Genomic DNA, 24,428 nt, shown 5'->3' on the forward strand with positions numbered 1-24,428 from the left:
ATTGGCTCGGAAATTATATCTGTAAGGTTGTTTATTATGCATAAAGTTAAAATCGCCAGCCTGATTTGGCCAGGCATTATGCTGGTTGTTACCGCACCCAATGGGTTTGCGGCGGCCAGCCCCTTTTCCAGCGACTCCCCCTGGATGTTGGGTGACTGGAATGGCCAGCGCACTGCACTTCAGCAACAGGGCATTGATTTTAATGTTAATTATGTCATGGAGAGTGCCGCAAACCTGGCAGGGGGTTATCAATCAGCAACGACAGCACGTTACACTGACCAATGGGCGTTTGGCACCCATCTCGACCTGCAAAAATTGCTGGGCTGGCAGGATACGGATTTCCAGGCGACGGTGACCGATCGCAACGGACAAAACCTTTCTGAGCAGATCGCTAATCCTAAAGCACCCATGCTCTCCTCAGTGCAGGAAGTCTATGGTCGCGGACAAACATGGCGACTGACACAGTTCTGGTTGCGTACCGGCTTTAGTGACGATCGTTTCAATCTCAAACTTGGTCGGGCAACGGTGGGGGAGGACTTCGGTACGATCGAAACCCATTTCCAGAACCTCGCACTCGGACCAGGCGTGCCCGGTAAGTCACGTAGCGATCGCTGGATGAACTGGCCAGTGTCACAATGGATGGGACGTTTACAGCTCAATATCACACCGGATGTCTATGTTAAGGTTGGATTTTATAACCAAAATGATGACAACGACAATCGTGGTAGCGGTTTTCATTTCTCGGTTAAGCACTCCGACGGCAATCTTATCCCGCTAGAAATCGGTTGGCAGCCCAAACTGGGTGCAGATGCATTACCTGGCAATTATCGCCTGGGTGCTTATTACTCTTCAGCCCGTGGCGGGGTTTATCATAGCTGGCAGCACGGTGAATATGGCGATACCGCCCATGGTTATGGCGCTTATGCCATTGTTCAACAACAGTTATTCGCCTGGCAGCATGACAATCATCGTGGCTTATCGTTAACGCTTAGCCAGGTGATGCACGATAAACGGACCTCAAAGCTTGATGATACTCAGACCGTCGCATTAACCTGGAAAGGGCTTTTTGCTGCGCGGCCACAGGATGAAATTGGCTTAGGAATGGCCCGACTACATGTGAATGCAGCCTATAGCCGCATGCTGGAGCGGGAAAATGAAGAAAATGGTGTACAGAGCGTCAATGACGCCACTTATCTACCGGTAATCAGAGGTGCAGAATACGATTATGAACTCTACTATGCCTGGAACGTCCGTCAGTGGTTGTCACTGCGCCCCAATCTTCAATACGTCGCCGCGCCAGGGGCGGATAGCAGCGTAAAAGATGCTTTTGTCGGGGGAATTACTGCGAGTTTAACGTTCTAAAACCGGCAATGCATAACAGCGCGATTCGTCGTGCTGTTATGCATCCGTGAGTTGTCCTGATTTTCAGACGTAAAAAAGCCCTGAACTTTCGTTCAGGGCTTCTTTACTTGATTGATGCCTGGCAGTTCCCTACTCTCGCATGGGGAGGCCCCACACTACCATCGGCGCTACGGCGTTTCACTTCTGAGTTCGGCATGGGGTCAGGTGGGACCACCGCGCTACAGCCGCCAGGCAAATTCTTTTGAATCCGAACTCATGCCATAACTGGTGCTGATACCCAGAGTCGAACTGGGGACCTCACCCTTACCAAGGGTGCGCTCTACCAACTGAGCCATATCAGCACACTAAAATTGATGCCTGGCAGTTCCCTACTCTCGCATGGGGAGGCCCCACACTACCATCGGCGCTACGGCGTTTCACTTCTGAGTTCGGCATGGGGTCAGGTGGGACCACCGCGCTACAGCCGCCAGGCAAATTCTGTTTATCCGTACCGCCCTCTCAGGCCGCACGAATCTATCCGGATGAACCAAGCTGAAAATCTTCTCTGGTCTCTCAACCAAAACGCCTCTGGCGTTGTAAGGTTAAGCCTCACGGGTCATTAGTACCGGTTAGCTCAATGCATCGCTGCACTTACACATCCGGCCTATCAACGTCGTCGTCTTCAACGTCCCTTCAGGACCCTCAAGGGGTCAGGGAGAACTCATCTCGGGGCAAGTTTCGTGCTTAGATGCTTTCAGCACTTATCTTTTCCGCACTTAGCTACCGGGCAATGCCATTGGCATGACAACCCGAACACCAGTGGTGCGTTCACTCCGGTCCTCTCGTACTAGGAGCAACCCCCCTCAATTCTCCAGCGCCCACGGCAGATAGGGACCGAACTGTCTCACGACGTTCTAAACCCAGCTCGCGTACCACTTTAAACGGCGAACAGCCGTACCCTTGGGACCTACTTCAGCCCCAGGATGTGATGAGCCGACATCGAGGTGCCAAACACCGCCGTCGATATGAACTCTTGGGCGGTATCAGCCTGTTATCCCCGGAGTACCTTTTATCCGTTGAGCGATGGCCCTTCCATTCAGAACCACCGGATCACTATGACCTGCTTTCGCACCTGCTCGAGCCGTCACTCTCGCAGTCAAGCTGGCTTATGCCATTGCACTAACCTCCTGATGTCCGACCAGGATTAGCCAACCTTCGTGCTCCTCCGTTACGCTTTGGGAGGAGACCGCCCCAGTCAAACTACCCACCAGACACTGTCCGCAGCCCGGATTACGGGCCTACGTTAGAACATCAAACATTAAAGGGTGGTATTTCAAGGTCGGCTCCACGCAGACTGGCGTCCACGCTTCAAAGCCTCCCACCTATCCTACACATCAAGGCTCAATGTTCAGTGTCAAGCTATAGTAAAGGTTCACGGGGTCTTTCCGTCTTGCCGCGGGTACACTGCATCTTCACAGCGATTTCAATTTCACTGAGTCTCGGGTGGAGACAGCCTGGCCATCATTACGCCATTCGTGCAGGTCGGAACTTACCCGACAAGGAATTTCGCTACCTTAGGACCGTTATAGTTACGGCCGCCGTTTACCGGGGCTTCGATCAAGAGCTTCTCCTTACGGATAACCCCATCAATTAACCTTCCGGCACCGGGCAGGCGTCACACCGTATACGTCCACTTTCGTGTTTGCACAGTGCTGTGTTTTTAATAAACAGTTGCAGCCAGCTGGTATCTTCGACTGGCTTCAGCTCCGGGAGCAAGTCCCTTCACCTAATGCCAGCGTGCCTTCTCCCGAAGTTACGGCACCATTTTGCCTAGTTCCTTCACCCGAGTTCTCTCAAGCGCCTTGGTATTCTCTACCTGACCACCTGTGTCGGTTTGGGGTACGATTTCGTGTTACCTGGAGCTTAGAGGCTTTTCCTGGAAGCAGGGCATCAGTTACTTCACCACCGTAGTGGCTCGTCATCACGCCTCAGTGTTAAAGAAGACCGGATTTGCCTGGTCTTCACACCTACACGCTTAAACCGGGACAACCGTCGCCCGGATAACCTAGCCTTCTCCGTCCCCCCTTCGCAGTAACACCAAGTACAGGAATATTAACCTGTTTCCCATCGACTACGCTTTTCAGCCTCGCCTTAGGGGTCGACTCACCCTGCCCCGATTAACGTTGGACAGGAACCCTTGGTCTTCCGGCGAGCGGGCTTTTCACCCGCTTTATCGTTACTTATGTCAGCATTCGCACTTCTGATACCTCCAGCAGACCTCACAGTCCACCTTCAGCGGCTTACAGAACGCTCCCCTACCCAACAACACATAGTGTCGCTGCCGCAGCTTCGGTGCATGGTTTAGCCCCGTTACATCTTCCGCGCAGGCCGACTCGACCAGTGAGCTATTACGCTTTCTTTAAATGATGGCTGCTTCTAAGCCAACATCCTGGCTGTCTGTGCCTTCCCACATCGTTTCCCACTTAACCATGACTTTGGGACCTTAGCTGGCGGTCTGGGTTGTTTCCCTCTTCACGACGGACGTTAGCACCCGCCGTGTGTCTCCCGTGATAACATTCTCCGGTATTCGCAGTTTGCATCGGGTTGGTAAGCCGGGATGGCCCCCTAGCCGAAACAGTGCTCTACCCCCGGAGATGAGTTCACGAGGCGCTACCTAAATAGCTTTCGGGGAGAACCAGCTATCTCCCGGTTTGATTGGCCTTTCACCCCCAGCCACAGGTCATCCGCTAATTTTTCAACATTAGTCGGTTCGGTCCTCCAGTTAGTGTTACCCAACCTTCAACCTGCCCATGGCTAGATCACCGGGTTTCGGGTCTATACCCTGCAACTTAACGCCCGGTTAAGACTCGGTTTCCCTTCGGCTCCCCTATACGGTTAACCTTGCTACAGAATATAAGTCGCTGACCCATTATACAAAAGGTACGCAGTCACACCCAAAAGGGTGCTCCCACTGCTTGTACGTACACGGTTTCAGGTTCTGTTTCACTCCCCTCGCCGGGGTTCTTTTCGCCTTTCCCTCACGGTACTGGTTCACTATCGGTCAGTCAGGAGTATTTAGCCTTGGAGGATGGTCCCCCCATATTCAGACAGGATACCACGTGTCCCGCCCTACTCGTCGGACTCACAGTCTGTGCATTTTCGTGTACGGGGCTGTCACCCTGTATCGCGCGACTTTCCAGACGCTTCCACTAACACACAAACTGATTCAGGTCCTGGGCTGTTCCCCGTTCGCTCGCCGCTACTGGGGGAATCTCGGTTGATTTCTTTTCCTCGGGGTACTTAGATGTTTCAGTTCCCCCGGTTCGCCTCGTTAACCTATGTATTCAGTTAACGATAGTGCACAAGTGCACTGGGTTTCCCCATTCGGACATCGCCGGCTGTTGCGGTTCATATCACCTTGCCGGCGCTTTTCGCAGATTAGCACGTCCTTCATCGCCTCTGACTGCCAGGGCATCCACCGTGTACGCTTAGTCGCTTAACCTCACAACCCACAGGCGTTTTGCAACGCTTATGAATCGCAAGCTTTTGAGAGACTCGAACGCGCCGCTTTCATTTCTTATTACGGAGAAATGAAACAACGCGTCGTTTCAAATTTTCAGCTTGTTCCGGATTGTTAAAGAGCAAATACTTCGCAGCACACCGTTTCCGGTACGCTCTGAAGTATTGAAGTACTGTAATGGTGGAGCTAAGCGGGATCGAACCGCTGACCTCCTGCGTGCAAGGCAGGCGCTCTCCCAGCTGAGCTATAGCCCCATACAGTTACTGCAGAGACCACTACTACCACTCAACCGAGTTCACATTCTTCAGACAAAAGAAGAATGCAATTTCTGCTCAGGCAAGGCATGCGGAAGGGAAGTTTACGTCGGTAAACGACCGCGCGCATAACGCAGCATGAGAAGAAATTTGGTAGGCCTGAGTGGACTTGAACCACCGACCTCACCCTTATCAGGGGTGCGCTCTAACCACCTGAGCTACAAGCCTGTAGAGGTTTTTCTGCTCGTTACTTTTCTATCAGACAATCTGTGTGAGCACTTCGAAGGAAGGTATCTTCAGGTAAGGAGGTGATCCAACCGCAGGTTCCCCTACGGTTACCTTGTTACGACTTCACCCCAGTCATGAATCACAAAGTGGTAAGCGCCCTCCCGAAGGTTAAGCTACCTACTTCTTTTGCAACCCACTCCCATGGTGTGACGGGCGGTGTGTACAAGGCCCGGGAACGTATTCACCGTAGCATTCTGATCTACGATTACTAGCGATTCCGACTTCATGGAGTCGAGTTGCAGACTCCAATCCGGACTACGACGCACTTTATGAGGTCCGCTTGCTCTCGCGAGGTCGCTTCTCTTTGTATGCGCCATTGTAGCACGTGTGTAGCCCTGGCCGTAAGGGCCATGATGACTTGACGTCATCCCCACCTTCCTCCGGTTTATCACCGGCAGTCTCCTTTGAGTTCCCGACCGAATCGCTGGCAACAAAGGATAAGGGTTGCGCTCGTTGCGGGACTTAACCCAACATTTCACAACACGAGCTGACGACAGCCATGCAGCACCTGTCTCACGGTTCCCGAAGGCACTAAGGCATCTCTGCCAAATTCCGTGGATGTCAAGGCCAGGTAAGGTTCTTCGCGTTGCATCGAATTAAACCACATGCTCCACCGCTTGTGCGGGCCCCCGTCAATTCATTTGAGTTTTAACCTTGCGGCCGTACTCCCCAGGCGGTCGACTTAACGCGTTAGCTCCGGAAGCCACGCCTCAAGGGCACAACCTCCAAGTCGACATCGTTTACGGCGTGGACTACCAGGGTATCTAATCCTGTTTGCTCCCCACGCTTTCGCACCTGAGCGTCAGTCTTCGTCCAGGGGGCCGCCTTCGCCACCGGTATTCCTCCAGATCTCTACGCATTTCACCGCTACACCTGGAATTCTACCCCCCTCTACGAGACTCAAGCCTGCCAGTTTCGAATGCAGTTCCCAGGTTAAGCCCGGGGATTTCACATCCGACTTGACAGACCGCCTGCGTGCGCTTTACGCCCAGTAATTCCGATTAACGCTTGCACCCTCCGTATTACCGCGGCTGCTGGCACGGAGTTAGCCGGTGCTTCTTCTGCGGGTAACGTCAATGCATGAAGCTATTCACTTCACACCCTTCCTCCCCGCTGAAAGTACTTTACAACCCGAAGGCCTTCTTCATACACGCGGCATGGCTGCATCAGGCTTGCGCCCATTGTGCAATATTCCCCACTGCTGCCTCCCGTAGGAGTCTGGACCGTGTCTCAGTTCCAGTGTGGCTGGTCATCCTCTCAGACCAGCTAGGGATCGTCGCCTAGGTGAGCCGTTACCCCACCTACTAGCTAATCCCATCTGGGTTCATCCGATGGTGTGAGGCCCGAAGGTCCCCCACTTTGGTCTTGCGACGTTATGCGGTATTAGCTACCGTTTCCAGTAGTTATCCCCCTCCATCGGGCAGATCCCCAGACATTACTCACCCGTCCGCCACTCGTCACCCGGGGAGCAAGCTCCCCTGTGCTACCGTTCGACTTGCATGTGTTAGGCCTGCCGCCAGCGTTCAATCTGAGCCATGATCAAACTCTTCAATTTAAAGTTTGATGCTCAAAGAATTAAACTTCGTAATGAATTACGTGTTCACTCTTGAGACTTGATATTTTTTAAGTCCGTAGACTTTTGATATCAATCCTGCGAGTGCCCACACAGATTGTCTGATAAATTGTTAAAGAGCAGTGCGGGCAGCGGGTTAACCGTCTGTCGCGAGGTGGCGTATATTACGCTTTCCTCCTTCAGAGTCAATCACTTTTTTCAGCGATTTTCTCCGGCGAGAGTTCCTTCAGAACTTCTCTCTCAACACCGCATTTCGTAAGCCGTTGTGCCGTGTCGATGGAGGCGCATTATAGGGAGTTGTTCGGCATGCGCAACCGCTAATTTCAATAAAAACAACCGTTCGCTGCATTCCACAGCAAAACCCCGCCTTATACCCACTTACACACAAAGTTATCCACATCCTGACGGGTAAATGAATTTAGTCGAGCATCGCGCAAACGTTTTCGCTACAATGCCCCGCGACGTCAAGGATGCCCCTTTTGGGGCGTTACCTGAAGCAAGCCGCTTCTTCTATATAGAAGAGAAACGCTAAGCTTGATGTAACGCTCTTATTTACGCGAAACAAAGCCAAGGGATAAAACCACCATGCAACAACGTCGTCCTGTACGCCGCGCTCTGCTGAGTGTCTCAGACAAAGCCGGTATCCTCGAATTTGCTCAGGCACTCTCCAGCCGTGGTGTTGAGCTGCTCTCCACAGGTGGTACTGCTCGCCTGCTGGCAGATGCAGGCCTGCCGGTCACTGAAGTGTCTGACTACACCGGTTTTCCGGAAATGATGGATGGACGCGTCAAAACGCTGCACCCGAAAGTGCATGGCGGCATTCTCGGTCGTCGCGGCCAGGATGATGCCATCATGGCGCAGCACGCCATCAACCCCATCGACATGGTGGTCGTTAACCTCTACCCCTTTGCCCAGACGGTCGCAAAACCGGGTTGTACGCTGGAAGATGCGGTGGAAAACATCGATATCGGCGGCCCGACCATGGTGCGCTCTGCCGCGAAGAACCACAAAGACGTCGCCATTGTGGTGAAGAGCAGCGACTACAGCGCCATCATTGCGGAGCTGGATGCCAATGAGAACTCCCTGACGCTGGCAACCCGTTTCGATCTGGCGATCAAAGCCTTCGAACACACCGCCGCCTACGACAGCATGATTGCCAACTACTTCGGTAGCCTGGTACCGGCTTATCATGGCGAGAGCAAAGAACCAGCAGGCCGCTTCCCACGTACCCTAAACCTTAACTTCATTAAGAAACAGGATATGCGTTATGGCGAGAACAGCCATCAGGACGCAGCTTTCTATATAGAAGAAAACGTCGCGGAAGCCTCAGTGGCGACGGCACAGCAGGTACAGGGTAAAGCGCTCTCCTATAACAACATCGCCGATACTGATGCCGCGCTGGAATGTGTGAAAGAGTTTAGCGAAGCTGCCTGCGTGATTGTGAAACATGCCAACCCCTGTGGTGTGGCTGTAGGCGATTCCATTTTGGATGCCTACGAGCGTGCTTATAAAACCGATCCGACTTCTGCGTTTGGCGGCATCATTGCCTTCAACCGTGAGCTGGACGAAGCGACGGCTCAGGCCATCATCAGCCGCCAGTTTGTCGAAGTGATTATTGCCCCCTCAGCCACCGAAGCCGCGCTGAAAGTGACCGCCAGCAAACAGAACGTTCGCGTGCTGGTGTGTGGTCAGTGGCAGAGCCGCGTTGCCGGGCTGGATTTCAAACGCGTTAACGGCGGTTTACTGGTGCAGGATCGCGATCTCGGCATGGTCGACGCCAGCCAGCTGCGCGTCGTAAGCAAACGTCAGCCAACCGAACAGGAACTGCGTGATGCGCTGTTCTGCTGGAAAGTGGCGAAGTTCGTTAAATCCAACGCCATCGTCTATGCGCGTGACAACATGACCATCGGGATAGGCGCGGGTCAGATGAGCCGCGTCTACTCGGCAAAAATCGCCGGGATCAAAGCCGGTGATGAAGGTCTGGAAGTGAAAGGGTCGGCGATGGCCTCTGACGCCTTCTTCCCGTTCCGCGATGGTATTGATGCTGCTGCTGCCGTCGGCGTCACCTGCGTAATCCAGCCGGGCGGTTCGATTCGCGATGATGAAGTGATTGCTGCCGCCGATGAGCACGGCATCGCCATGATCTTTACCGACATGCGTCATTTCCGCCATTAATCGTTTGGAGCGTTACAGATGAAAATTTTAGTGATTGGTAACGGCGGACGTGAACACGCCCTGGCGTGGAAGGCTGCGCAGTCTCCGCTGGCAGAGACCGTATTTGTGGCACCGGGCAATGCTGGCACCGCGCTGGAACCAGCATTGCAGAATGTGGCGATCAGTGCCACTGATGTCCCTGCGCTGCTGGCGTTTGCCCAGCAGGAAAACATCGACCTGACCATCGTCGGCCCGGAAGCGCCGCTGGTGATTGGGGTGGTGGATGCGTTCCGCGCGGCCGGTCTGAAAATTTTTGGCCCAACGCAGGCGGCAGCGCAGCTGGAAGGTTCCAAAGCCTTCACCAAAGATTTCCTTGCCCGCCAGCAGATTCCAACCGCTGAGTATCAGAACTTTACCGAGGTTGAGCCCGCGCTGGCGTACCTGCGCGAGAAAGGCGCACCGATCGTGATCAAAGCAGACGGTCTCGCTGCCGGTAAAGGTGTCATCGTGGCGATGACGCTGAAAGAAGCCGAAGATGCCGTGCAGGATATGCTGGCGGGTAACGCTTTCGGCGACGCGGGCCATCGCATCGTGATCGAAGAGTTCCTGGATGGTGAAGAAGCCAGCTTTATCGTGATGGTGGATGGCGACAACGTACTGCCCATGGCCACCAGCCAGGACCATAAACGTGTAGGTGATGGCGATACTGGCCCGAATACCGGCGGTATGGGCGCTTACTCACCGGCTCCGGTAGTGACTGATGAGATCCACCAGCGCGTGATGGATCAGATCATCTGGCCAACCGTGAACGGCATGAAAGCCGAAGGCAACACTTACACCGGCTTCCTGTATGCCGGGCTGATGATCGACAAAGCCGGCCAGCCGAAAGTGATCGAATTCAACTGCCGCTTTGGCGATCCGGAAACCCAGCCGATCATGCTGCGTTTGCAGTCCGATCTGGTGGCGCTGTGCCTGGCGGCCTGTGACGGTAAACTGGATCAGCAGACCTCACAATGGGATCCACGTCCATCGCTGGGTGTGGTGCTGGCGGCTGGCGGTTACCCGGGTGACTACAACACCGGCGACCAGATTCATGGTCTGCCGCTGGAAGAAGTTGCAGATGGTAAGGTGTTCCACGCAGGTACCACCCTCAAAGATGATCTGGTGGTCACCAATGGCGGACGCGTACTGTGCGTCACCGCGCTGGGTGAAGATGTCGCTGCCGCGCAGCAGCGTGCTTATGCGCTGGCTAAGCCTATCTCGTGGGATGGCAGTTTCTGTCGCTACGATATCGGCTATCGCGCCATCAACCGCAAATAATCACAAGGGGCACTCAGTGCCCCTTCTTCATTCCCGTCAGAAATCGCTCTCTTTTGGTTGCCAGCTGCATTCATCCGTTGGGGTGATATGGAGCAACTGTACTCCTTCTGGCGCTTCCAGCCATGCCACCATCAATGACACCGAGGGATCGCGCTGCTGTTGCTGGGTCAGGGCTGCCACCATGCTGCTATCGAAAGGCGCATTAATGACTTTATCTTCGCAGGTTCGTACCTGAATCCCGCCCAGCCAGTGCCCCTGGCTCAGCAACACACGTCCATCCAGCAACGCATTACTCTGCTGTAGCATGCGCTGTGCATCGAAGCGGTACAGTTCCACGCTGTCGCTGCTGACGGCTTCACGTCGCCCGGCCAGTTGCCGCTGCATAAAATTGAGATTGCCTTGCTGATCGAAACGCAGCGTGACGGTATCCGGTTGTTTGCCCGTGACCTGTCGTTCCACGTTGGTGAGATTGTTGTTCAGCCAGCTGTAATCGGTGGTCTCCATCGCATCACCATCAAAGGGGATGAAGACGGTACGCATATGAATTGACTGATGGTCGCTGTTTTTGCGCCAGATACGCACTACGCCACGGTCGGCAAGGTAGCCGCTGGCAGTAAAGGCAGGAAGATCAGGAGTGGAGCTGCACCCTACCAGGAGGGCACCACATAACAGAGCGCAGACGCGCTGATGTAAAAGGTTCAGCATGGCAGGCTCCGGCAACAAAAAGGGGCGATGCCGCCCCTCTTTTAAAGCTATACCGCGTCGCGGAAACTTATTTAACAGCGTCTTTCAGCGCTTTACCAGAGACGAACGCCGGTACGTTTGCCGCAGCGATTTTGATCTCTTTGCCAGTCTGCGGGTTGCGACCGGTACGCTCAGCGCGGTGGTTCACTTTAAAAGTACCAAAACCAACCAGTTGTACAGCATCACCATCTTTCAGAGACTCAGTGATCGCAGCCAGAGTAGATTCCAGTGCAGTTTTAGCCTGGGTTTTTGACAGGTCTGCTTTTTCCGCGATCACATCAATCAGTTGAGTCTTGTTCATAAGTTATCCTTAAAGTGTATTTATCGCTTGCTAAGCAACGAGTGCGAGGGAAAAGCCATATTCTGGCACTCTTCAGCCTGCACGCACCGATAGCCACAATTTTCAGCCCCCCAAATGTAGACCAGACAGGGGGCTGATGTGAAGCCTCCAGGCGCGCTAATTCGGGCCTGAAGTCACGTTTTCTCGCCTTATTGCTGAAAAATTATACCGATGTTACTGATTCCCGCTTCGCGCAGGTCAGAACGTAACCCTTTAATTAGTTCAAGGTCGCGCTCTTCGCACTCTGCCAGCAGGCGAAAAATCTCCCACTGCAGATCCCATTCGTCAATAATTGCCTGGTTTTCGCGCAGCTCTTCATCGCTCATTTCGCGTCCAGCCTGGGTCATTTCGAGAATCGCCACGGTAGTGATCGACGTCCGGCTGACCTCAATGGCATGCTCAAGGGTTTCCCCACTCAGCTGCGCATGCAGTACTTCGCTCAATGCCACACAGGCATCAATCGCCGGATGCACACCGTAGATGTCAAAATCATCACCATTAGGGATTGCCGCTTCCAGTTTCTCCAGCTGGCTGTCGAAATTGATTTTGGCGTCTTTGACCGTCAGGCTTTCCCAGACGAGATCGAGCATGCGGCGATAAAGCTGCGGATCTGCGAATTCGGTCTGCTGACAGAAGGCCCAGTAGTTGGGGAACATGCGTTCACACAGACAGGCCATAAAGGTGACGTGCTGCCAGCTTTCCAGCTTCGCCAGACGTAAATGGACGGGGTTCTGTAACATCAAACTTGCTCTCAATAATTTAGCTGGCGGCAGTGTACCGCAAAAGCCGCGCGCAAACAGCGTCAACGCGCATTTTGCCTGCGCAGAAAGGCCGGACGGCCGGAAGCAACCGCATCCGCCCAGCGCGTCGGCTCAGGTAAACGATAGCCTGCGGTACAGTTTTCCACCCATTGCAGGGCGCTATCGGTGCTGACACGATGGCCGGTGGAGATAAACAGCGGATTGCAGCGCGCCTTGCTACGCCACACCCAGCCAATCTGCTCATCCTGATCCATCAATGGCTGACGGCTGCCTGGAGCCTCTTCCAGCGCCTCAACATGCCCGCATAAACGCCGCTTCGCTACGCCGATGGTGGGCACATCCACCAGCAAGCCGAAATGCGCGGCAACGCCGAGCCGACGCGGATGCGAGATACCGTGACCATCGACAAATAACAGATCGGGCTGATGAGTGAGTTGCTGCCAGGCCGCCAGCAGGGCGGGCACTTCGCGAAAGGAGAGAAAACCGGGGATATACGGCATGGTGGTACTGATGCGGGCAATCTGATGCTCCACCAGCTGTAGCGAGGGGTACTCCAGAATCACCAGGGCGGCGCGTGTGACCTCACCGCCCTGTTCAAAGCCCACATCGGCACCGGCAATCCAGCGGGGCGGCAGCACCTCAAAATCATCCTGCCGCACCACATCAGCCGCACGCTGTTGCTGTTCCCTGCGTAGCGCCGCTAAATCCATGGTTAACCCTGATGGTAAGGACGGGACAGACGATGCACCGCCTCAACAAAGGCACCGGCGTGCTCCGGCGGCACATCCTGATGGATACCGTGACCCAGGTTGAAGACGTGGCCTTCCCCGGCACCAAATCCTTCAAGAATGCCCGCCACTTCCTGCTCAATACGGGCCGGAGGCGCATACAACATGGACGGATCCATATTGCCTTGCAACGCCACTTTATGACCAACGCGACGACGCGCATCAGCAATATCCGTGGTCCAGTCCAGCCCCAGCGCATCGCAACCGGTTTCTGCCATCGCTTCCAGCCACTGCCCGCCACCTTTGGTGAACAGGGTGATTGGCACGCGGCGGCCTTCGTTTTCATGAAGCACGCTATCGACAATCTTGTGCATGTAGTAAAGCGAGAATTCACGGTAGTCACGGCCGGTCAGCACGCCACCCCAGGTGTCGAATACCATGATCGACTGGGCACCCGCTTTGATCTGCGCGTTCAAATAGAGGATCACGCTGTCTGCCAGTTTATCCAGCAACATATGCAGCGTCTGCGGCTCGGCGTACATCATCTTTTTGATTTTGGTGAACGCCTTGCTGCTGCCGCCTTCGACCATATAGGTCGCCAGCGTCCACGGGCTACCGGAAAAGCCGATCAACGGGACTTCGCCTTTCAGGTTGTGGCGGATGGTACGCACAGCGTTCATCACGTAACCCAGCTCCTGCTCCGGATCGGGCACCGGCAGTTTATCGACATCCGCCCGGCAGGTAATGGGGTGAGAGAAACGCGGGCCTTCACCGGTTTCAAAATACAGGCCCAGCCCCATCGCATCGGGGATGGTGAGGATATCGCTGAAGAGGATGGCCGCATCCAGCGCGTAACGACGCAGCGGTTGCAACGTGACTTCGCACGCCAGCTCAGCATTTTTACACAGCGACATAAAATCACCGGCCTCGGCACGAGTGGCTTTATACTCCGGCAGATAACGCCCGGCTTGTCGCATCATCCATACCGGGGTGATATCCACCGGCTGACGTAACAGGGCACGCAGATAACGATCGTTCTTCAGTTCACTCATAATTGGCTCTCTCACTTGCAGGGCGCCAGTGTAGCATTTTCATATCGCGCTGGCGCGACACTGGGCAACGGTATCTTCAATCAAACGTCGCGCAACGGTGCCGGGCGGGGGTAATAATGGCAGGGCATCGTAGCGGAACCAGCCCGCATCCAGCAGCTCTTTGCCGTCATGTTGCAAATCACCGCCGTCATATTCCGCCATATACGCCATCATCAGCGAATGGGGGAACGGCCACGGTTGTGAGGTCACGTAACGCACGTTTTTCACCCGTACATTACTTTCTTCCATCACTTCACGAGCCACCGCCTGTTCGAGGGTTTCGCCCACTTCGACAAATCCGGCCAGCACGGTATAAACGTTGTTGCGATGCTTCGCATGGTTTGCCAGCAAAATCTCATCACCACGGCGGATGGCGACAATGATGCAGGGGGCGATTTGCGGGTAATAGCGCTCGCGACAATGGCCGCACAGGCAGGCGAATTCACGTTTGCTTAAATGCATCTCGTGGCCGCAATAGCCGCACCAGCGATGGGAACGATAGAACTCCGCCAGTTGTACGCCGCGCCCGGCAAGCTGGAACAGGCCAACGTCCTCATCAATCAGCTGGCGTACTGACCCCATGTTATCGGGTCGTGATTCACGCACCAGCCAGACATTTTCGCCCTGCCATTCGCCAATCACCATACCGCTGCTGCCCGCCAGGCCAAATTGTTGCGCCGTGCCATGCGGCAACTCCCCCTGCGGTAGCCAAAGTTTTTGTTCATGGCTGACAATCCACCAGCCAGCGTCTACGCTTGAGATCTCACGTTGCATTTAAATCGTCATCCTTAGCGTCTATTCGCAGAATGAACAACTATAACCCACATGGAGCCTCGTATGCTTACTCAGTTAGATGACCTGACCGAGCGTGTAGGCAGCGGTAACGAACTTGTCGATTCATGGTTACGCGCACGTCGTCAGCTGTTGGTTAACTATTATCAGTTGATTGGCATGAAGCCAAAAAAAGACGCGTTAAGCGCCCTCGATGAGCAGGCGCTGGATGCATTTTGCCACAACCTGGTGGATTATCTTTCGGTTGGTCACTTCAGTATTTATGAGCGGATTATCAATGAGATGCAGGGCGACAGCCCCCTGATTGCCGCCGCACAGATTTACCCGTTACTGGAGGCGAATACCGAACGAATGATGCAGCTGTATGATGGTCATCTGCAACAGGCCATCACTGACGACAACTGTGTCACTTTCCAGCAGGCGCTGTCTGAAGTAGGAGAAGTGCTGGAGTCGCGTTTCACGCTGGAAGACAAGCTGGTGCGTCTGGCGTGGGATAATCAGCTGGCACGCCCACGGGTAGCGAATGACAGCCCTGTCGCTCGCCAGGCTTAAATCGCCACTTGTAAAAAACTTGTTATTCGCAAAAAGCCCTTCTATGCTGAGTGGGCTTTTTTGTTTTGCGGTTTACCACACCAGCCGCAAATATTTTCTTGTCGGAGTGCCCATTGGGGCTGAGACCGTTAATTCGGGATCCGCGGAACCTGATCAGGTTAGTACCTGCGAAGGGAACAAGAGTAAACATCATCAGTACGATGCGTGCATCGTTTCTGTTACTCCTTCCGGACTCCGGACAAGCAACTTCCATCATTTACAGGAAAATTGCTATGTCTGTTGCAAAAACTTCTCGCCGTGAACAACGCGCCCAGGCGCAGGAATTTATCGATTCACTGCAAGGCACCGCTTTTCCCAACTCTCAACGTATCTGGATCACCGGCAACCGTGATGACATTCGCGTACCGATGCGCGAAATCCAGCTCAGCCCTACCCTGATCGGCGGCAGCAAAGATAACCCGCAGTATGAACCGAACGAACCGGTGCCGGTGTATGACACCGCCGGTGCCTATGGCGATCCATCGGCAACCATTGATGTGCACCAGGGGCTGGCAAAACTGCGTGCAGGCTGGATTGCCGAGCGTGGTGACAGTGAAACCATCGATCAACTGAGCTCCAGCTATACCCAGCAACGGCTGGCGGATGAAGGGCTGGATCATCTGCGGTTTGAACATCTGCCACAACCACGTCGTGCCAAAGCCGGCCATTGCGTGACCCAGTTACACTACGCACGCCAGGGCATCATTACACCGGAAATGGAGTTTATTGCGTTACGCGAAAACATGGGACGGGAGCGTATCCGGGGTGAGGTATTGTTGCAACAGCATCCGGGGTACAGCTTTGGGGCGCATCTGCCTGCCAATATCACCGCCGAATTTGTGCGTCAGGAAGTCGCTGAAGGGCGAGCCATCATTCCCTCCAATATCAACCATCCCGAATCCGAACCGATGATCATTGGCCGTAACTTTCTGGTGAAGGTGAATGCGAACATCGGCAACTCGGCCGTCAGTTCCTCGATTGAAGAAGAGGTGGAGAAGCTGGTGTGGTCAACCCGCTGGGGTGCCGACACCGTGATGGATCTCTCCACTGGCCGTTATATTCATGAAACGCGTGAATGGATTCTGCGCAACAGCCCGGTGCCGATTGGCACTGTACCGATTTATCAGGCGCTGGAGAAAGTGAACGGCGTGGCGGAGGATCTGAACTGGGAAATTTTCCGCGATACGTTGCTGGAACAGGCTGAACAGGGCGTAGACTACTTCACCATCCACGCTGGCGTGCTGCTGCGTTATGTCCCGATGACGGCGAAACGTTTGACTGGCATCGTTTCGCGTGGCGGTTCGATCATGGCGAAGTGGTGCCTGTCGCATCATCAGGAAAGCTTCCTGTATTTACACTTCCGCGAGATTTGTGAAATCTGTGCCGCTTACGATGTTGCGCTGTCGCTGGGCGATGGCTTGCGTCCGGGTTCGATTCAGGATGCCAACGATGAAGCGCAATTCGCTGAGCTGCACACCCTGGGCGAGCTGACGAAAATCGCCTGGGAATATGACGTGCAGGTGATGATCGAAGGCCCGGGCCACGTACCGATGCAGATGATTCGTCGCAATATGACCGAGCAGCTGGAACATTGCCACGAAGCCCCGTTCTACACGCTCGGCCCACTGACCACTGATATCGCCCCCGGTTATGACCATTTCACCTCTGGTATTGGTGCCGCGATGATTGGCTGGTTTGGCTGCGCGATGCTGTGCTACGTGACCCCGAAAGAGCATCTGGGATTACCGAATAAGGAAGATGTAAAACAAGGGCTGATTACTTATAAGATCGCCGCCCATGCGGCCGATCTGGCCAAAGGCCATCCGGGTGCCCAGATCCGTGATAACGCCATGTCCAAAGCACGTTTCGAGTTCCGTTGGGAAGATCAGTTCAACCTGGCGCTGGACCCGCACACTGCCCGCGCTTATCACGATGAAACGCTCCCGCAGGAATCGGGCAAAGTGGCGCATTTCTGTTCCATGTGTGGTCCAAAATTCTGTTCGATGAAAATCACCCAGGAAGTGCGCGACTTTGCCGCCCGTCAGCAGGCTGAAGCCCAGCCGATTGAAGTGGGTATGGCACAGATGTCAGACGCCTTCCGTAGCCGTGGTGGCGAGCTGTATCATGCTGCCGATGCTTTGAAAGAGGAAAAAGTATGACCACCCCATTTCCCAGTACCGCCCCGCGTTTAGGGCTTTATCCGGTTGTGGACAGTGTTGAGTGGATTGCCCGTTTACTGGAAGCGGGTGTACGCACCATTCAGCTACGAATTAAGGATTGCGAGGATCACGAAGTTGAGGACGCGGTGCGCGATGCCATCGCGCTCGGTAAGCAATATCGCGCCCGGTTATTTATCAATGATTACTGGAGATTGGCGATTCGCTATAACGCCTATGGCGTGCATCTGGGTCAGGAGGACCTGGATGTGGCCGATCTGGATGCTATTCGCCAGGCGGGTTTACGCCTTGGCTTATCCACCCATGACGATGCCGAGCTGGATCGTGCACTGGCTGTACGTCCCTCTTATATCGCGCTGGGGCATATCTTCCCAACGCAGACCAAAGAGATGCCGTCTGAGCCGCAGGGCATTACCGAGCTGAAACGTCATCTGGCGCGGCTGGAAGGCATTTCAACCGTGGCGATTGGCGGCATCTCGCTGGCACGCGCGCCTGAAGTGCTGGCAACGGGCGTGGGGAGCATCGCGGTCGTCAGTGCCATCACTCAGGCACAAGACTGGCGAGCCGCCACGCATGAGTTGCTTGCTCTGGCGGAGGTCCAGCCCACAGAATGATTGAGGCTGTAGCGGCGCGATTTATCGCGCCGCTACGAAAAGGTGATGTCGTCAATCCGCCAGCATTTCGGCACTACAGGCCAGTATCGCATGTTCCACCGCGGCCCCCACCAGCGCGATCGCCTGCTCAGTCGCCTCATTGATTGGCAATGCATAATTCAGACGCAGGCAGTTGCGATACTTACCTGAGGCCGAAAACAATGAACCCACCGCCACCTGAATTTTCGACTCTCGAAGTTCAGCATTCAGGCGTACGGCATCAAAGGCTTCAGGTAGTTCGATCCACATCAGGAAACTCCCCTGGGGGCGCGAGACGCAAATGCCACAGGGAAAATAGTGGCGGACCCAGCAGCTCAACGTCTCGTAATTGCGTTGATACACCTGACGCATGCGGCGCAGGTGCGGCAAGTAATGCCCCTGGCGAATAAACTCCGCCACCACATGCTGCGTCACGGTGGCCGATGAACCGGTGCTGATATATTTCATATGCAGCACGCGTTCACGGTAGCGCCCTGGCGCAACCCAGCCGACACGCAGGCCTGGTGACAATGTTTTGGAAAATGAACTACATAACAGCACGCGCCCATCCATATCCAGCGATTTAATGCTGATGGGACGGGGATATTCCCACGCCAGCTCACCATACACATCGTCTTCAATAATTGCGGCATCAAAGCGTTGCGCCAGCGTCAGCAGCGCACGTTTACGCGCTTCCGGCATGATAAAACCCAGTGGGTTATTACAATTGGGCACCACCACTACGGCTTTGATCGGCCACTGTTCAAACGCCAGTTCCAGCGCTTCGAGGCTGATGCCGGTCACCGAGTCGGTAGGGATCTCAATCACGCGGATGCCAAAACCACGCAATGTCTGCATGGTGCCGTGGAAAGTCGGTGATTCCACCGCAATGATGTCACCAGGCTGGCAAACGGCACGGATAGATACCGACAGCGCTTCATGGCAGCCGGTGGTGATCACGATATCATCAGCGGTAAGCTGGCAGCCGCTATCGATCGTCAGACGGGCGACCTGCTCGCGCAGCGCTGCGATGCCCAACAGGGAGTCATAATTCAGCAGGTTAATATCCTGCTTCTGCGCCATGCGAGCATGAATCTTCCATAACGGTTTAAGGGTGGGCTGTGTCAGATCCGGGATACCGCTGCCTAACTGAATGACGTCGCCCTCAATGCGGCTACTGAGCAGTTCCAGTACCGATTCCCACTGGGTGATTTCTACCGGCCGCTGGGCGGGGCGCGTGATTGCAGGAACAGGCGGCGTAGCTTTGCGGGTAGCAACGAAATAACCGGAACGCGGCTGCGGCACAATCAGCTGCTTCTCCTCCAGCACATGATAGGCCTGCTGAACGGTACTGATGCTGACGCCGTGTTCAATGCTTAGCGTACGCACCGACGGCAGTCGCTCACCGCTACGATACAGCCCCTGCTCAATGCGGTCAGAAAGCAGGCAAGCCAAATGTTGGTAACGCGTCATCGTATGCCTCACATGATTTTCAGCTGGAAGAAACCAGTACAGATGAGGTTAATTTTTACCATTCAGATCCATCACATTGCAATCTGTATGTTGAATAAATGTGTTTTTTGAATCTGTATTGAAACGATCGAAAACCGGACAATGCTTCTCAGACATCATACCGAGGGCAGGATAATGGAATTCGATCAAAACCGTGCGGCAAGACCCTTCAATATAACGTTGCTGGATATGTTGCGTGCACTGCGGCAACTGGTGAAGTCCTGGCGTTTACGCCGGGAAACCCGACGCATACTGTCGCACCTGAGCGATACGCAGCTGCGCGATATCGGCTTAACGCGCGGTGACATAGACCGCCGGAACTGAGAATACAGACGAAAAAAAACCCTGCCGAGGCAGGGTTTTTTATTAGCGAATCGAGTGATTACTCGTCGTCGCTACCGCCGAGACCGGCGTTCAGCAGTTCAGCCAGGCTTGCAGAGGCTTCATCCGCAGTAACCTGCGGTGCAACCTGCACTTCGCCTACCTGACGGCGACGCATACGATCCTGATGGTATGCGTAACCGGTACCGGCCGGGATCAGACGACCCACGATAACGTTCTCTTTCAGGCCACGCAGTTCGTCGCGTTTGCCCGCTACCGCAGCTTCGGTCAGGACACGTGTGGTCTCCTGGAACGATGCAGCAGAGATGAACGACTCGGTTGCCAGAGACGCTTTGGTGATACCCAGCAGGTCACGCATGTAGGTGGCGCCCAGTTTGCCATTCGCTTCCAGATCACGGTTAGAGATCTTGATGCGAGACACTTCGGCCTGCTCACCTTCCAGGAAGTCGGTGCTTCCTGCGCTGACGATGGTCGCTTTACGCAGCATCTGACGCACGATGACTTCAATGTGCTTATCGTTAATCTTAACGCCTTGCAGACGGTAAACTTCCTGCACTTCGTTAGTGATGTAACGGGTCACAGCATGAACGCCACGCAGACGCAGAATGTCGTGCGGAGACTCCGGACCGTCCGAAACCACGTCACCACGTTCTACGCGCTCACCTTCAAACACGTTGAGCTGACGCCATTTCGGAATCATCTCTTCGTACGGATCGCTGCCATCAACCGGGGTAATTACCAGACGACGCTTACCTTTGGTCTCTTTACCGAAGGAGATGATACCGCTGATCTCCGCCAGGATTGCTGGCTCTTTCGGACGACGCGCTTCGAACAGATCCGCAACGCGTGGCAGACCACCGGTGATGTCCTTGGTACCGCCAGATTCCTGCGGTACACGCGACAGGGTGTCACCCGCGCTGATCTTCACGCCATCTTCCAGCTGAACAATCGCTTTACCCGGCAGGAAGTACTGAGCCGGCATGTCGGTGCCCGGGATCAGAACGTCGTCGCCATTGGCATCAACGATTTTCAGTGCCGGACGCAGATCTTTACCACCCGCAGTACGCTCAGCAGAGTCCAGGATCACCAGCGAAGACAGACCGGTTAACTCGTCAGTCTGACGGGTAATGGTCTGGCCGTCGATCATGTCGGTGAAGCGGATGAAACCGTTCACTTCGGTGATAACCGGCATGGTATGCGGATCCCAGTTCGCCACGGTTTCGCCCGCGTTGACCTGCTCACCATCACCTTTCGCCATCACAGCACCGTAAGGTACTTTATAGCTTTCTTTGGTACGACCGAACTCGTCGATCATTTTCAGCTCAACGTTACGCGAAACGATGACCAGCTTACCAGTGGAGTTGGTAACGGTTTTCGCGTTGGTCAGCTTGATAGTACCTTTGTTCTTCACCTGAATGCTGGATTCAGCAGCCGCACGAGATGCCGCACCACCGATGTGGAACGTACGCATCGTCAGCTGAGTACCCGGCTCACCGATGGACTGTGCTGCGATAACGCCGATGGCCTCACCTTTGTTGATGATGTGACCACGTGCCAGATCGCGACCGTAGCAGTGTGCACACACACCGAAGTCGGTTTCACAGCTTACGACTGAACGCACTTTGATGGAGTCAACAGAGTTCTGTTCAACCACATCACACCAGTGCTCATCAAGCAGGGTGTTACGCGGGATCAGAATGTCTGCGGTGCCCGGCTTGAGCACGTCTTCTGCGGTCACACGACCCAGTACACGCTCACGCAGCGGCTCTTTAACGTCACCACCCTCGATAACCGGCGTCATCATGATACCTTCGAAGGTACCACAATCGTCTTCGGTCACGACCAGGTCCTGCGCCACGTCAACCAGACGACGGGTCAGATAACCGGAGTTCGCGGTTTTCAGTGCGGTATCCGCCAGACCTTTACGCGCACCGTGCGTTGAAATGAAGTACTGGAGTACGTTCAGACCTTCACGGAAGTTCGCGGTGATCGGCGTTTCGATGATGGAGCCATCCGGCTTCGCCATCAGACCACGCATACCTGCCAGCTGACGAATCTGTGCCGCAGAACCACGCGCACCGGAGTCGGCCATCATGTAGATGCTGTTAAAGGAAACCTGCTTCTCTTCTTCGCCGTGACGGTTGATCACGGTTTCGGTCTGCAGGTTGTCCATCATCGCTTTGGAGACGCGTTCGTTCGCTGCGGCCCAGATATCGATGACTTTGTTGTAACGTTCGCCAGCGGTTACCAGACCAGACTGGAACTGTTCCTGAATCTCAGCAACTTCAGCTTCCGCTTCTGCGATGATCTCAGCTTTCTTCGCCGGGATAACCATGTCGTCGATACCTACAGAAGCACCTGAACGGGCTGCATAGGCAAAACCGGTGTACATGGTCTGGTCAGCAAAGATAACGGTCGGCTTCAGGCCCAGAATGCGGTAACAGGTGTTCAGCATTTTGGAGATAGCTTTTTTACCCAGCGCCTGGTTGACGATGGAGTAAGGCAGACCTTTCGGCACGATCATCCACAGGATCGCACGACCAATGGTGGTGTCGATCAGGCTGGTTTTCGCAACGAATTCATCCTGTTCGTTTTTGCTGAACTCGGTGATACGCACTTTTACGCGGGCATGCAGCTCGGCCAGGCCAGCGCGGTAAACACGCTCAGCTTCTTTCGGGCCAGTCAGCACCATGCCTTCGCCTTTGGCGTTCACTTTGTCACGGGTCATGTAGTACAGACCCAGAACAACGTCCTGAGACGGAACGATGATTGGCTCGCCGTTCGCCGGTGACAGGATGTTGTTGGTAGACATCATCAGCGCACGCGCTTCCAGCTGGGCTTCCAGCGTCAGCGGTACGTGAACGGCCATCTGGTCACCATCGAAGTCGGCGTTATATGCCGCACAAACCAGCGGGTGCAGCTGGATCGCTTTACCTTCGATCAGAACCGGTTCAAACGCCTGAATACCCAGACGGTGCAGGGTTGGCGCACGGTTCAGCAGTACCGGGTGTTCACGAATAACTTCGTCCAGGATATCCCAAACGACGGCTTCTTCGCGCTCAACCATTTTCTTCGCGGCTTTGATGGTGGTGGCGAGGCCACGCAGTTCCAGCTTGCCGTAAATGAACGGTTTGAACAGTTCCAGTGCCATTTTCTTCGGCAGACCACACTGGTGCAGACGCAGGTATGGACCCACGGTGATAACCGAACGACCAGAGTAGTCGACACGTTTACCCAGCAGGTTCTGACGGAAACGACCCTGCTTACCTTTGATCATGTCGGCCAGTGATTTCAGCGGACGCTTGTTGGAGCCAGTGATGGCGCGACCACGACGGCCGTTATCCAGCAATGCATCAACCGCTTCCTGCAACATACGTTTTTCGTTACGTACGATGATATCTGGCGCAGCCAGATCCAGCAGACGTTTCAGACGGTTGTTACGGTTGATCACGCGACGATACAGATCGTTCAGATCCGAGGTAGCGAAACGACCACCATCCAGCGGAACCAGCGGACGCAGATCCGGCGGCAGTACCGGCAGCACGGTCAGGATCATCCACTCCGGCTTGTTGCCAGACTGCACGAACGCTTCCAGCAGCTTGATACGCTTGGTCAGCTTCTTACGCTTGGTTTCGGAGTTGGTTTCGTTCAGCTCTTCGCGCAGCTGTTCGCACTCCTGCTCCAGATCCATGTTTTTCAACAGAGCCTGAATTGCTTCCGCACCCATCTTCGCGTCGAATTCGTCACCGAACTCTTCCAGCGCGTCCAGGTACTGCTCTTCAGTCAGGATCTGACGTTTTTCGAGGTTGGTCATGCCACCTTCGACAACCACATAGGATTCGAAGTACAGCACGCGCTCGATGTCACGCAACGGCATATCCAGCAGCAAACCGATGCGGGACGGCAGTGATTTCAGGAACCAAATGTGGGCAGTCGGAGAAGCCAGTTCGATATGGCCCATACGCTCACGACGCACTTTGGTCTGTGTGACTTCAACGCCACACTTCTCACAAATCACGCCACGGTGTTTCAGGCGCTTGTACTTACCGCACAGGCACTCGTAATCTTTTACTGGTCCGAAAATACGGGCACAGAAAAGACCGTCACGCTCCGGCTTGAAGGTACGGTAGTTAATGGTTTCCGGCTTTTTCACTTCACCAAAAGACCAGGAACGGATCATGTCTGGCGAAGCCAGAGCAATTTTGATCGCATCAAACTCTTCGGTTTTAGTTTGCGCTTTCAGAAACTTAAGTAAGTCTTTCACGGAT

15 protein-coding genes, 3 tRNA genes, 4 rRNA genes and 1 riboswitch are annotated in these 24,428 nt (G+C 54.6%); of the genes, 7 read left to right on the top strand and 15 right to left on the bottom strand.

From position 1 onward, the window contains the following. Window positions 1–36 precede the first annotated feature (36 nt). A complete protein-coding gene (locus RCF31_RS11650; protein ID WP_416410586.1) occupies window positions 37–1,362 on the top strand; it encodes a carbohydrate porin in 1,326 nt (441 codons plus the stop codon). Between the two features lie 116 nt (window positions 1,363–1,478). Here the strand turns inward: RCF31_RS11650 and rrf (RCF31_RS11655) are convergent. The 7 genes from rrf (RCF31_RS11655) to RCF31_RS11685 all read right to left on the bottom strand — a co-directional run bounded on the left by rrf (RCF31_RS11655) (window position 1,479) and on the right by RCF31_RS11685 (window position 6,958). Continuing rightward, a 5S ribosomal RNA gene (gene rrf, locus RCF31_RS11655) occupies window positions 1,479–1,594 on the bottom strand. 33 nt (window positions 1,595–1,627) lie between these two features. Continuing rightward, window positions 1,628–1,703 (bottom strand) — tRNA-Thr (locus RCF31_RS11660). Between the two features lie 14 nt (window positions 1,704–1,717). Further along, window positions 1,718–1,833 (bottom strand): 5S ribosomal RNA (gene rrf / locus RCF31_RS11665). Between the two features lie 106 nt (window positions 1,834–1,939). Further along, window positions 1,940–4,843, bottom strand: a 23S ribosomal RNA gene (locus RCF31_RS11670). 196 nt (window positions 4,844–5,039) lie between these two features. Beyond that, window positions 5,040–5,115, bottom strand: a tRNA-Ala gene (locus tag RCF31_RS11675). A 151-nt stretch (window positions 5,116–5,266) separates the two neighbouring features. Beyond that, a tRNA-Ile gene (locus RCF31_RS11680) sits at window positions 5,267–5,343 on the bottom strand. A 73-nt stretch (window positions 5,344–5,416) separates the two neighbouring features. Then, window positions 5,417–6,958: ribosomal RNA gene (locus RCF31_RS11685) — 16S ribosomal RNA — on the bottom strand. The 16S, 23S and 5S rRNA genes sit together here with 3 tRNA genes alongside, the layout of an rRNA operon. A gap of 603 nt (window positions 6,959–7,561) precedes the next feature. On the opposite strand from RCF31_RS11685, the gene purH reads away from it, so the two are divergent. Both purH and purD read left to right on the top strand, forming a co-directional pair. After that, the gene (gene purH / locus RCF31_RS11690; protein WP_313689958.1) at window positions 7,562–9,151 is read left to right on the top strand and encodes a bifunctional phosphoribosylaminoimidazolecarboxamide formyltransferase/IMP cyclohydrolase; all 1,590 of its coding nucleotides are present in this window, start codon (window positions 7,562–7,564) and stop codon (window positions 9,149–9,151) included. Between the two features lie 18 nt (window positions 9,152–9,169). Then, complete coding sequence (gene purD, locus RCF31_RS11695; RefSeq protein WP_313689960.1) at window positions 9,170–10,450, top strand: phosphoribosylamine--glycine ligase; 1,281 nt, start codon at window positions 9,170–9,172, stop codon at window positions 10,448–10,450. Window positions 10,451–10,486: 36 nt separating this feature from the next. Here the strand turns inward: purD and RCF31_RS11700 are convergent, their stop codons facing one another. From RCF31_RS11700 to nudC, 6 genes are all read right to left on the bottom strand, one after another. Further along, complete coding sequence (locus RCF31_RS11700) at window positions 10,487–11,155, bottom strand: DUF1481 domain-containing protein (RefSeq protein WP_416410588.1); 669 nt, start codon at window positions 11,153–11,155, stop codon at window positions 10,487–10,489. 67 nt (window positions 11,156–11,222) lie between these two features. Then, complete coding sequence (gene hupA, locus RCF31_RS11705; RefSeq protein WP_013507416.1) at window positions 11,223–11,495, bottom strand: nucleoid-associated protein HU-alpha; 273 nt, start codon at window positions 11,493–11,495, stop codon at window positions 11,223–11,225. Window positions 11,496–11,683: 188 nt separating this feature from the next. Continuing rightward, a complete protein-coding gene (locus tag RCF31_RS11710; protein WP_299455291.1) occupies window positions 11,684–12,274 on the bottom strand; it encodes a YjaG family protein in 591 nt (196 codons plus the stop codon). Between the two features lie 62 nt (window positions 12,275–12,336). Beyond that, window positions 12,337–13,005 carry a deoxyribonuclease V gene (gene nfi, locus RCF31_RS11715; RefSeq protein WP_416410591.1) on the bottom strand — a complete coding sequence of 223 codons (669 nt, stop codon included), beginning with the start codon at window positions 13,003–13,005 and terminating at the stop codon, window positions 12,337–12,339. A 2-nt stretch (window positions 13,006–13,007) separates the two neighbouring features. Then, a complete protein-coding gene (hemE, locus tag RCF31_RS11720) occupies window positions 13,008–14,075 on the bottom strand; it encodes a uroporphyrinogen decarboxylase (protein WP_084871763.1) in 1,068 nt (355 codons plus the stop codon). A 39-nt stretch (window positions 14,076–14,114) separates the two neighbouring features. Continuing rightward, window positions 14,115–14,888, bottom strand: coding sequence for an NAD(+) diphosphatase (nudC, locus tag RCF31_RS11725; protein WP_416410593.1), 774 nt, complete (start codon window positions 14,886–14,888; stop codon window positions 14,115–14,117). A gap of 63 nt (window positions 14,889–14,951) precedes the next feature. On the opposite strand from nudC, the gene rsd reads away from it, so the two are divergent. The 3 genes from rsd to thiE all read left to right on the top strand — a co-directional run bounded on the left by rsd (window position 14,952) and on the right by thiE (window position 18,288). Next, window positions 14,952–15,458, top strand: a complete 507-nt coding sequence (rsd, locus tag RCF31_RS11730; RefSeq protein ID WP_416410595.1) for a sigma D regulator — start codon at window positions 14,952–14,954, stop codon at window positions 15,456–15,458. Between the two features lie 92 nt (window positions 15,459–15,550). After that, a riboswitch (TPP riboswitch) is annotated at window positions 15,551–15,651 on the top strand. 79 nt (window positions 15,652–15,730) lie between these two features. After that, a complete protein-coding gene (thiC, locus tag RCF31_RS11735; protein ID WP_416410597.1) occupies window positions 15,731–17,656 on the top strand; it encodes a phosphomethylpyrimidine synthase ThiC in 1,926 nt (641 codons plus the stop codon). Then, complete coding sequence (gene thiE, locus RCF31_RS11740) at window positions 17,653–18,288, top strand: thiamine phosphate synthase (RefSeq protein ID WP_416410599.1); 636 nt, start codon at window positions 17,653–17,655, stop codon at window positions 18,286–18,288. Before thiC ends, thiE begins: the two co-directional genes overlap by 4 nt. Window positions 18,289–18,339: 51 nt before the next feature. Here thiE and RCF31_RS11745 read toward each other — a convergent pair whose 3' ends face one another. Further along, a complete protein-coding gene (locus RCF31_RS11745; RefSeq protein WP_299455310.1) occupies window positions 18,340–19,779 on the bottom strand; it encodes a PLP-dependent aminotransferase family protein in 1,440 nt (479 codons plus the stop codon). Between the two features lie 174 nt (window positions 19,780–19,953). On the opposite strand from RCF31_RS11745, the gene RCF31_RS11750 reads away from it, so the two are divergent. After that, complete coding sequence (locus RCF31_RS11750; RefSeq protein ID WP_084871757.1) at window positions 19,954–20,142, top strand: DUF1127 domain-containing protein; 189 nt, start codon at window positions 19,954–19,956, stop codon at window positions 20,140–20,142. Window positions 20,143–20,200: 58 nt separating this feature from the next. Here RCF31_RS11750 and rpoC read toward each other — a convergent pair whose 3' ends face one another. After that, on the bottom strand, window positions 20,201–24,424 hold the full coding sequence (gene rpoC / locus RCF31_RS11755; protein WP_208713622.1) for a DNA-directed RNA polymerase subunit beta': 4,224 nt from the start codon (window positions 24,422–24,424) through the stop codon (window positions 20,201–20,203). Window positions 24,425–24,428 lie beyond the last annotated feature (4 nt).

This window comes from Pantoea sp. App145, assembly GCF_047947045.1.
GTDB lineage: Bacteria > Pseudomonadota > Gammaproteobacteria > Enterobacterales > Enterobacteriaceae > Pantoea.

Coding starts and splice junctions, on each gene's coding strand:
- RCF31_RS11650 (WP_416410586.1), top strand. CDS start 37: ATGCATAAAGTTAAAATCGCCAGCCTGATTTGGCCAGGCATTATGCTG.
- purH (WP_313689958.1), top strand. CDS start 7,562: ATGCAACAACGTCGTCCTGTACGCCGCGCTCTGCTGAGTGTCTCAGAC.
- purD (WP_313689960.1), top strand. CDS start 9,170: ATGAAAATTTTAGTGATTGGTAACGGCGGACGTGAACACGCCCTGGCG.
- RCF31_RS11700 (WP_416410588.1), bottom strand. CDS start 11,155: ATGCTGAACCTTTTACATCAGCGCGTCTGCGCTCTGTTATGTGGTGCC.
- hupA (WP_013507416.1), bottom strand. CDS start 11,495: ATGAACAAGACTCAACTGATTGATGTGATCGCGGAAAAAGCAGACCTG.
- RCF31_RS11710 (WP_299455291.1), bottom strand. CDS start 12,274: ATGTTACAGAACCCCGTCCATTTACGTCTGGCGAAGCTGGAAAGCTGG.
- nfi (WP_416410591.1), bottom strand. CDS start 13,005: ATGGATTTAGCGGCGCTACGCAGGGAACAGCAACAGCGTGCGGCTGAT.
- hemE (WP_084871763.1), bottom strand. CDS start 14,075: ATGAGTGAACTGAAGAACGATCGTTATCTGCGTGCCCTGTTACGTCAG.
- nudC (WP_416410593.1), bottom strand. CDS start 14,888: ATGCAACGTGAGATCTCAAGCGTAGACGCTGGCTGGTGGATTGTCAGC.
- rsd (WP_416410595.1), top strand. CDS start 14,952: ATGCTTACTCAGTTAGATGACCTGACCGAGCGTGTAGGCAGCGGTAAC.
- thiC (WP_416410597.1), top strand. CDS start 15,731: ATGTCTGTTGCAAAAACTTCTCGCCGTGAACAACGCGCCCAGGCGCAG.
- thiE (WP_416410599.1), top strand. CDS start 17,653: ATGACCACCCCATTTCCCAGTACCGCCCCGCGTTTAGGGCTTTATCCG.
- RCF31_RS11745 (WP_299455310.1), bottom strand. CDS start 19,779: ATGACGCGTTACCAACATTTGGCTTGCCTGCTTTCTGACCGCATTGAG.
- RCF31_RS11750 (WP_084871757.1), top strand. CDS start 19,954: ATGGAATTCGATCAAAACCGTGCGGCAAGACCCTTCAATATAACGTTG.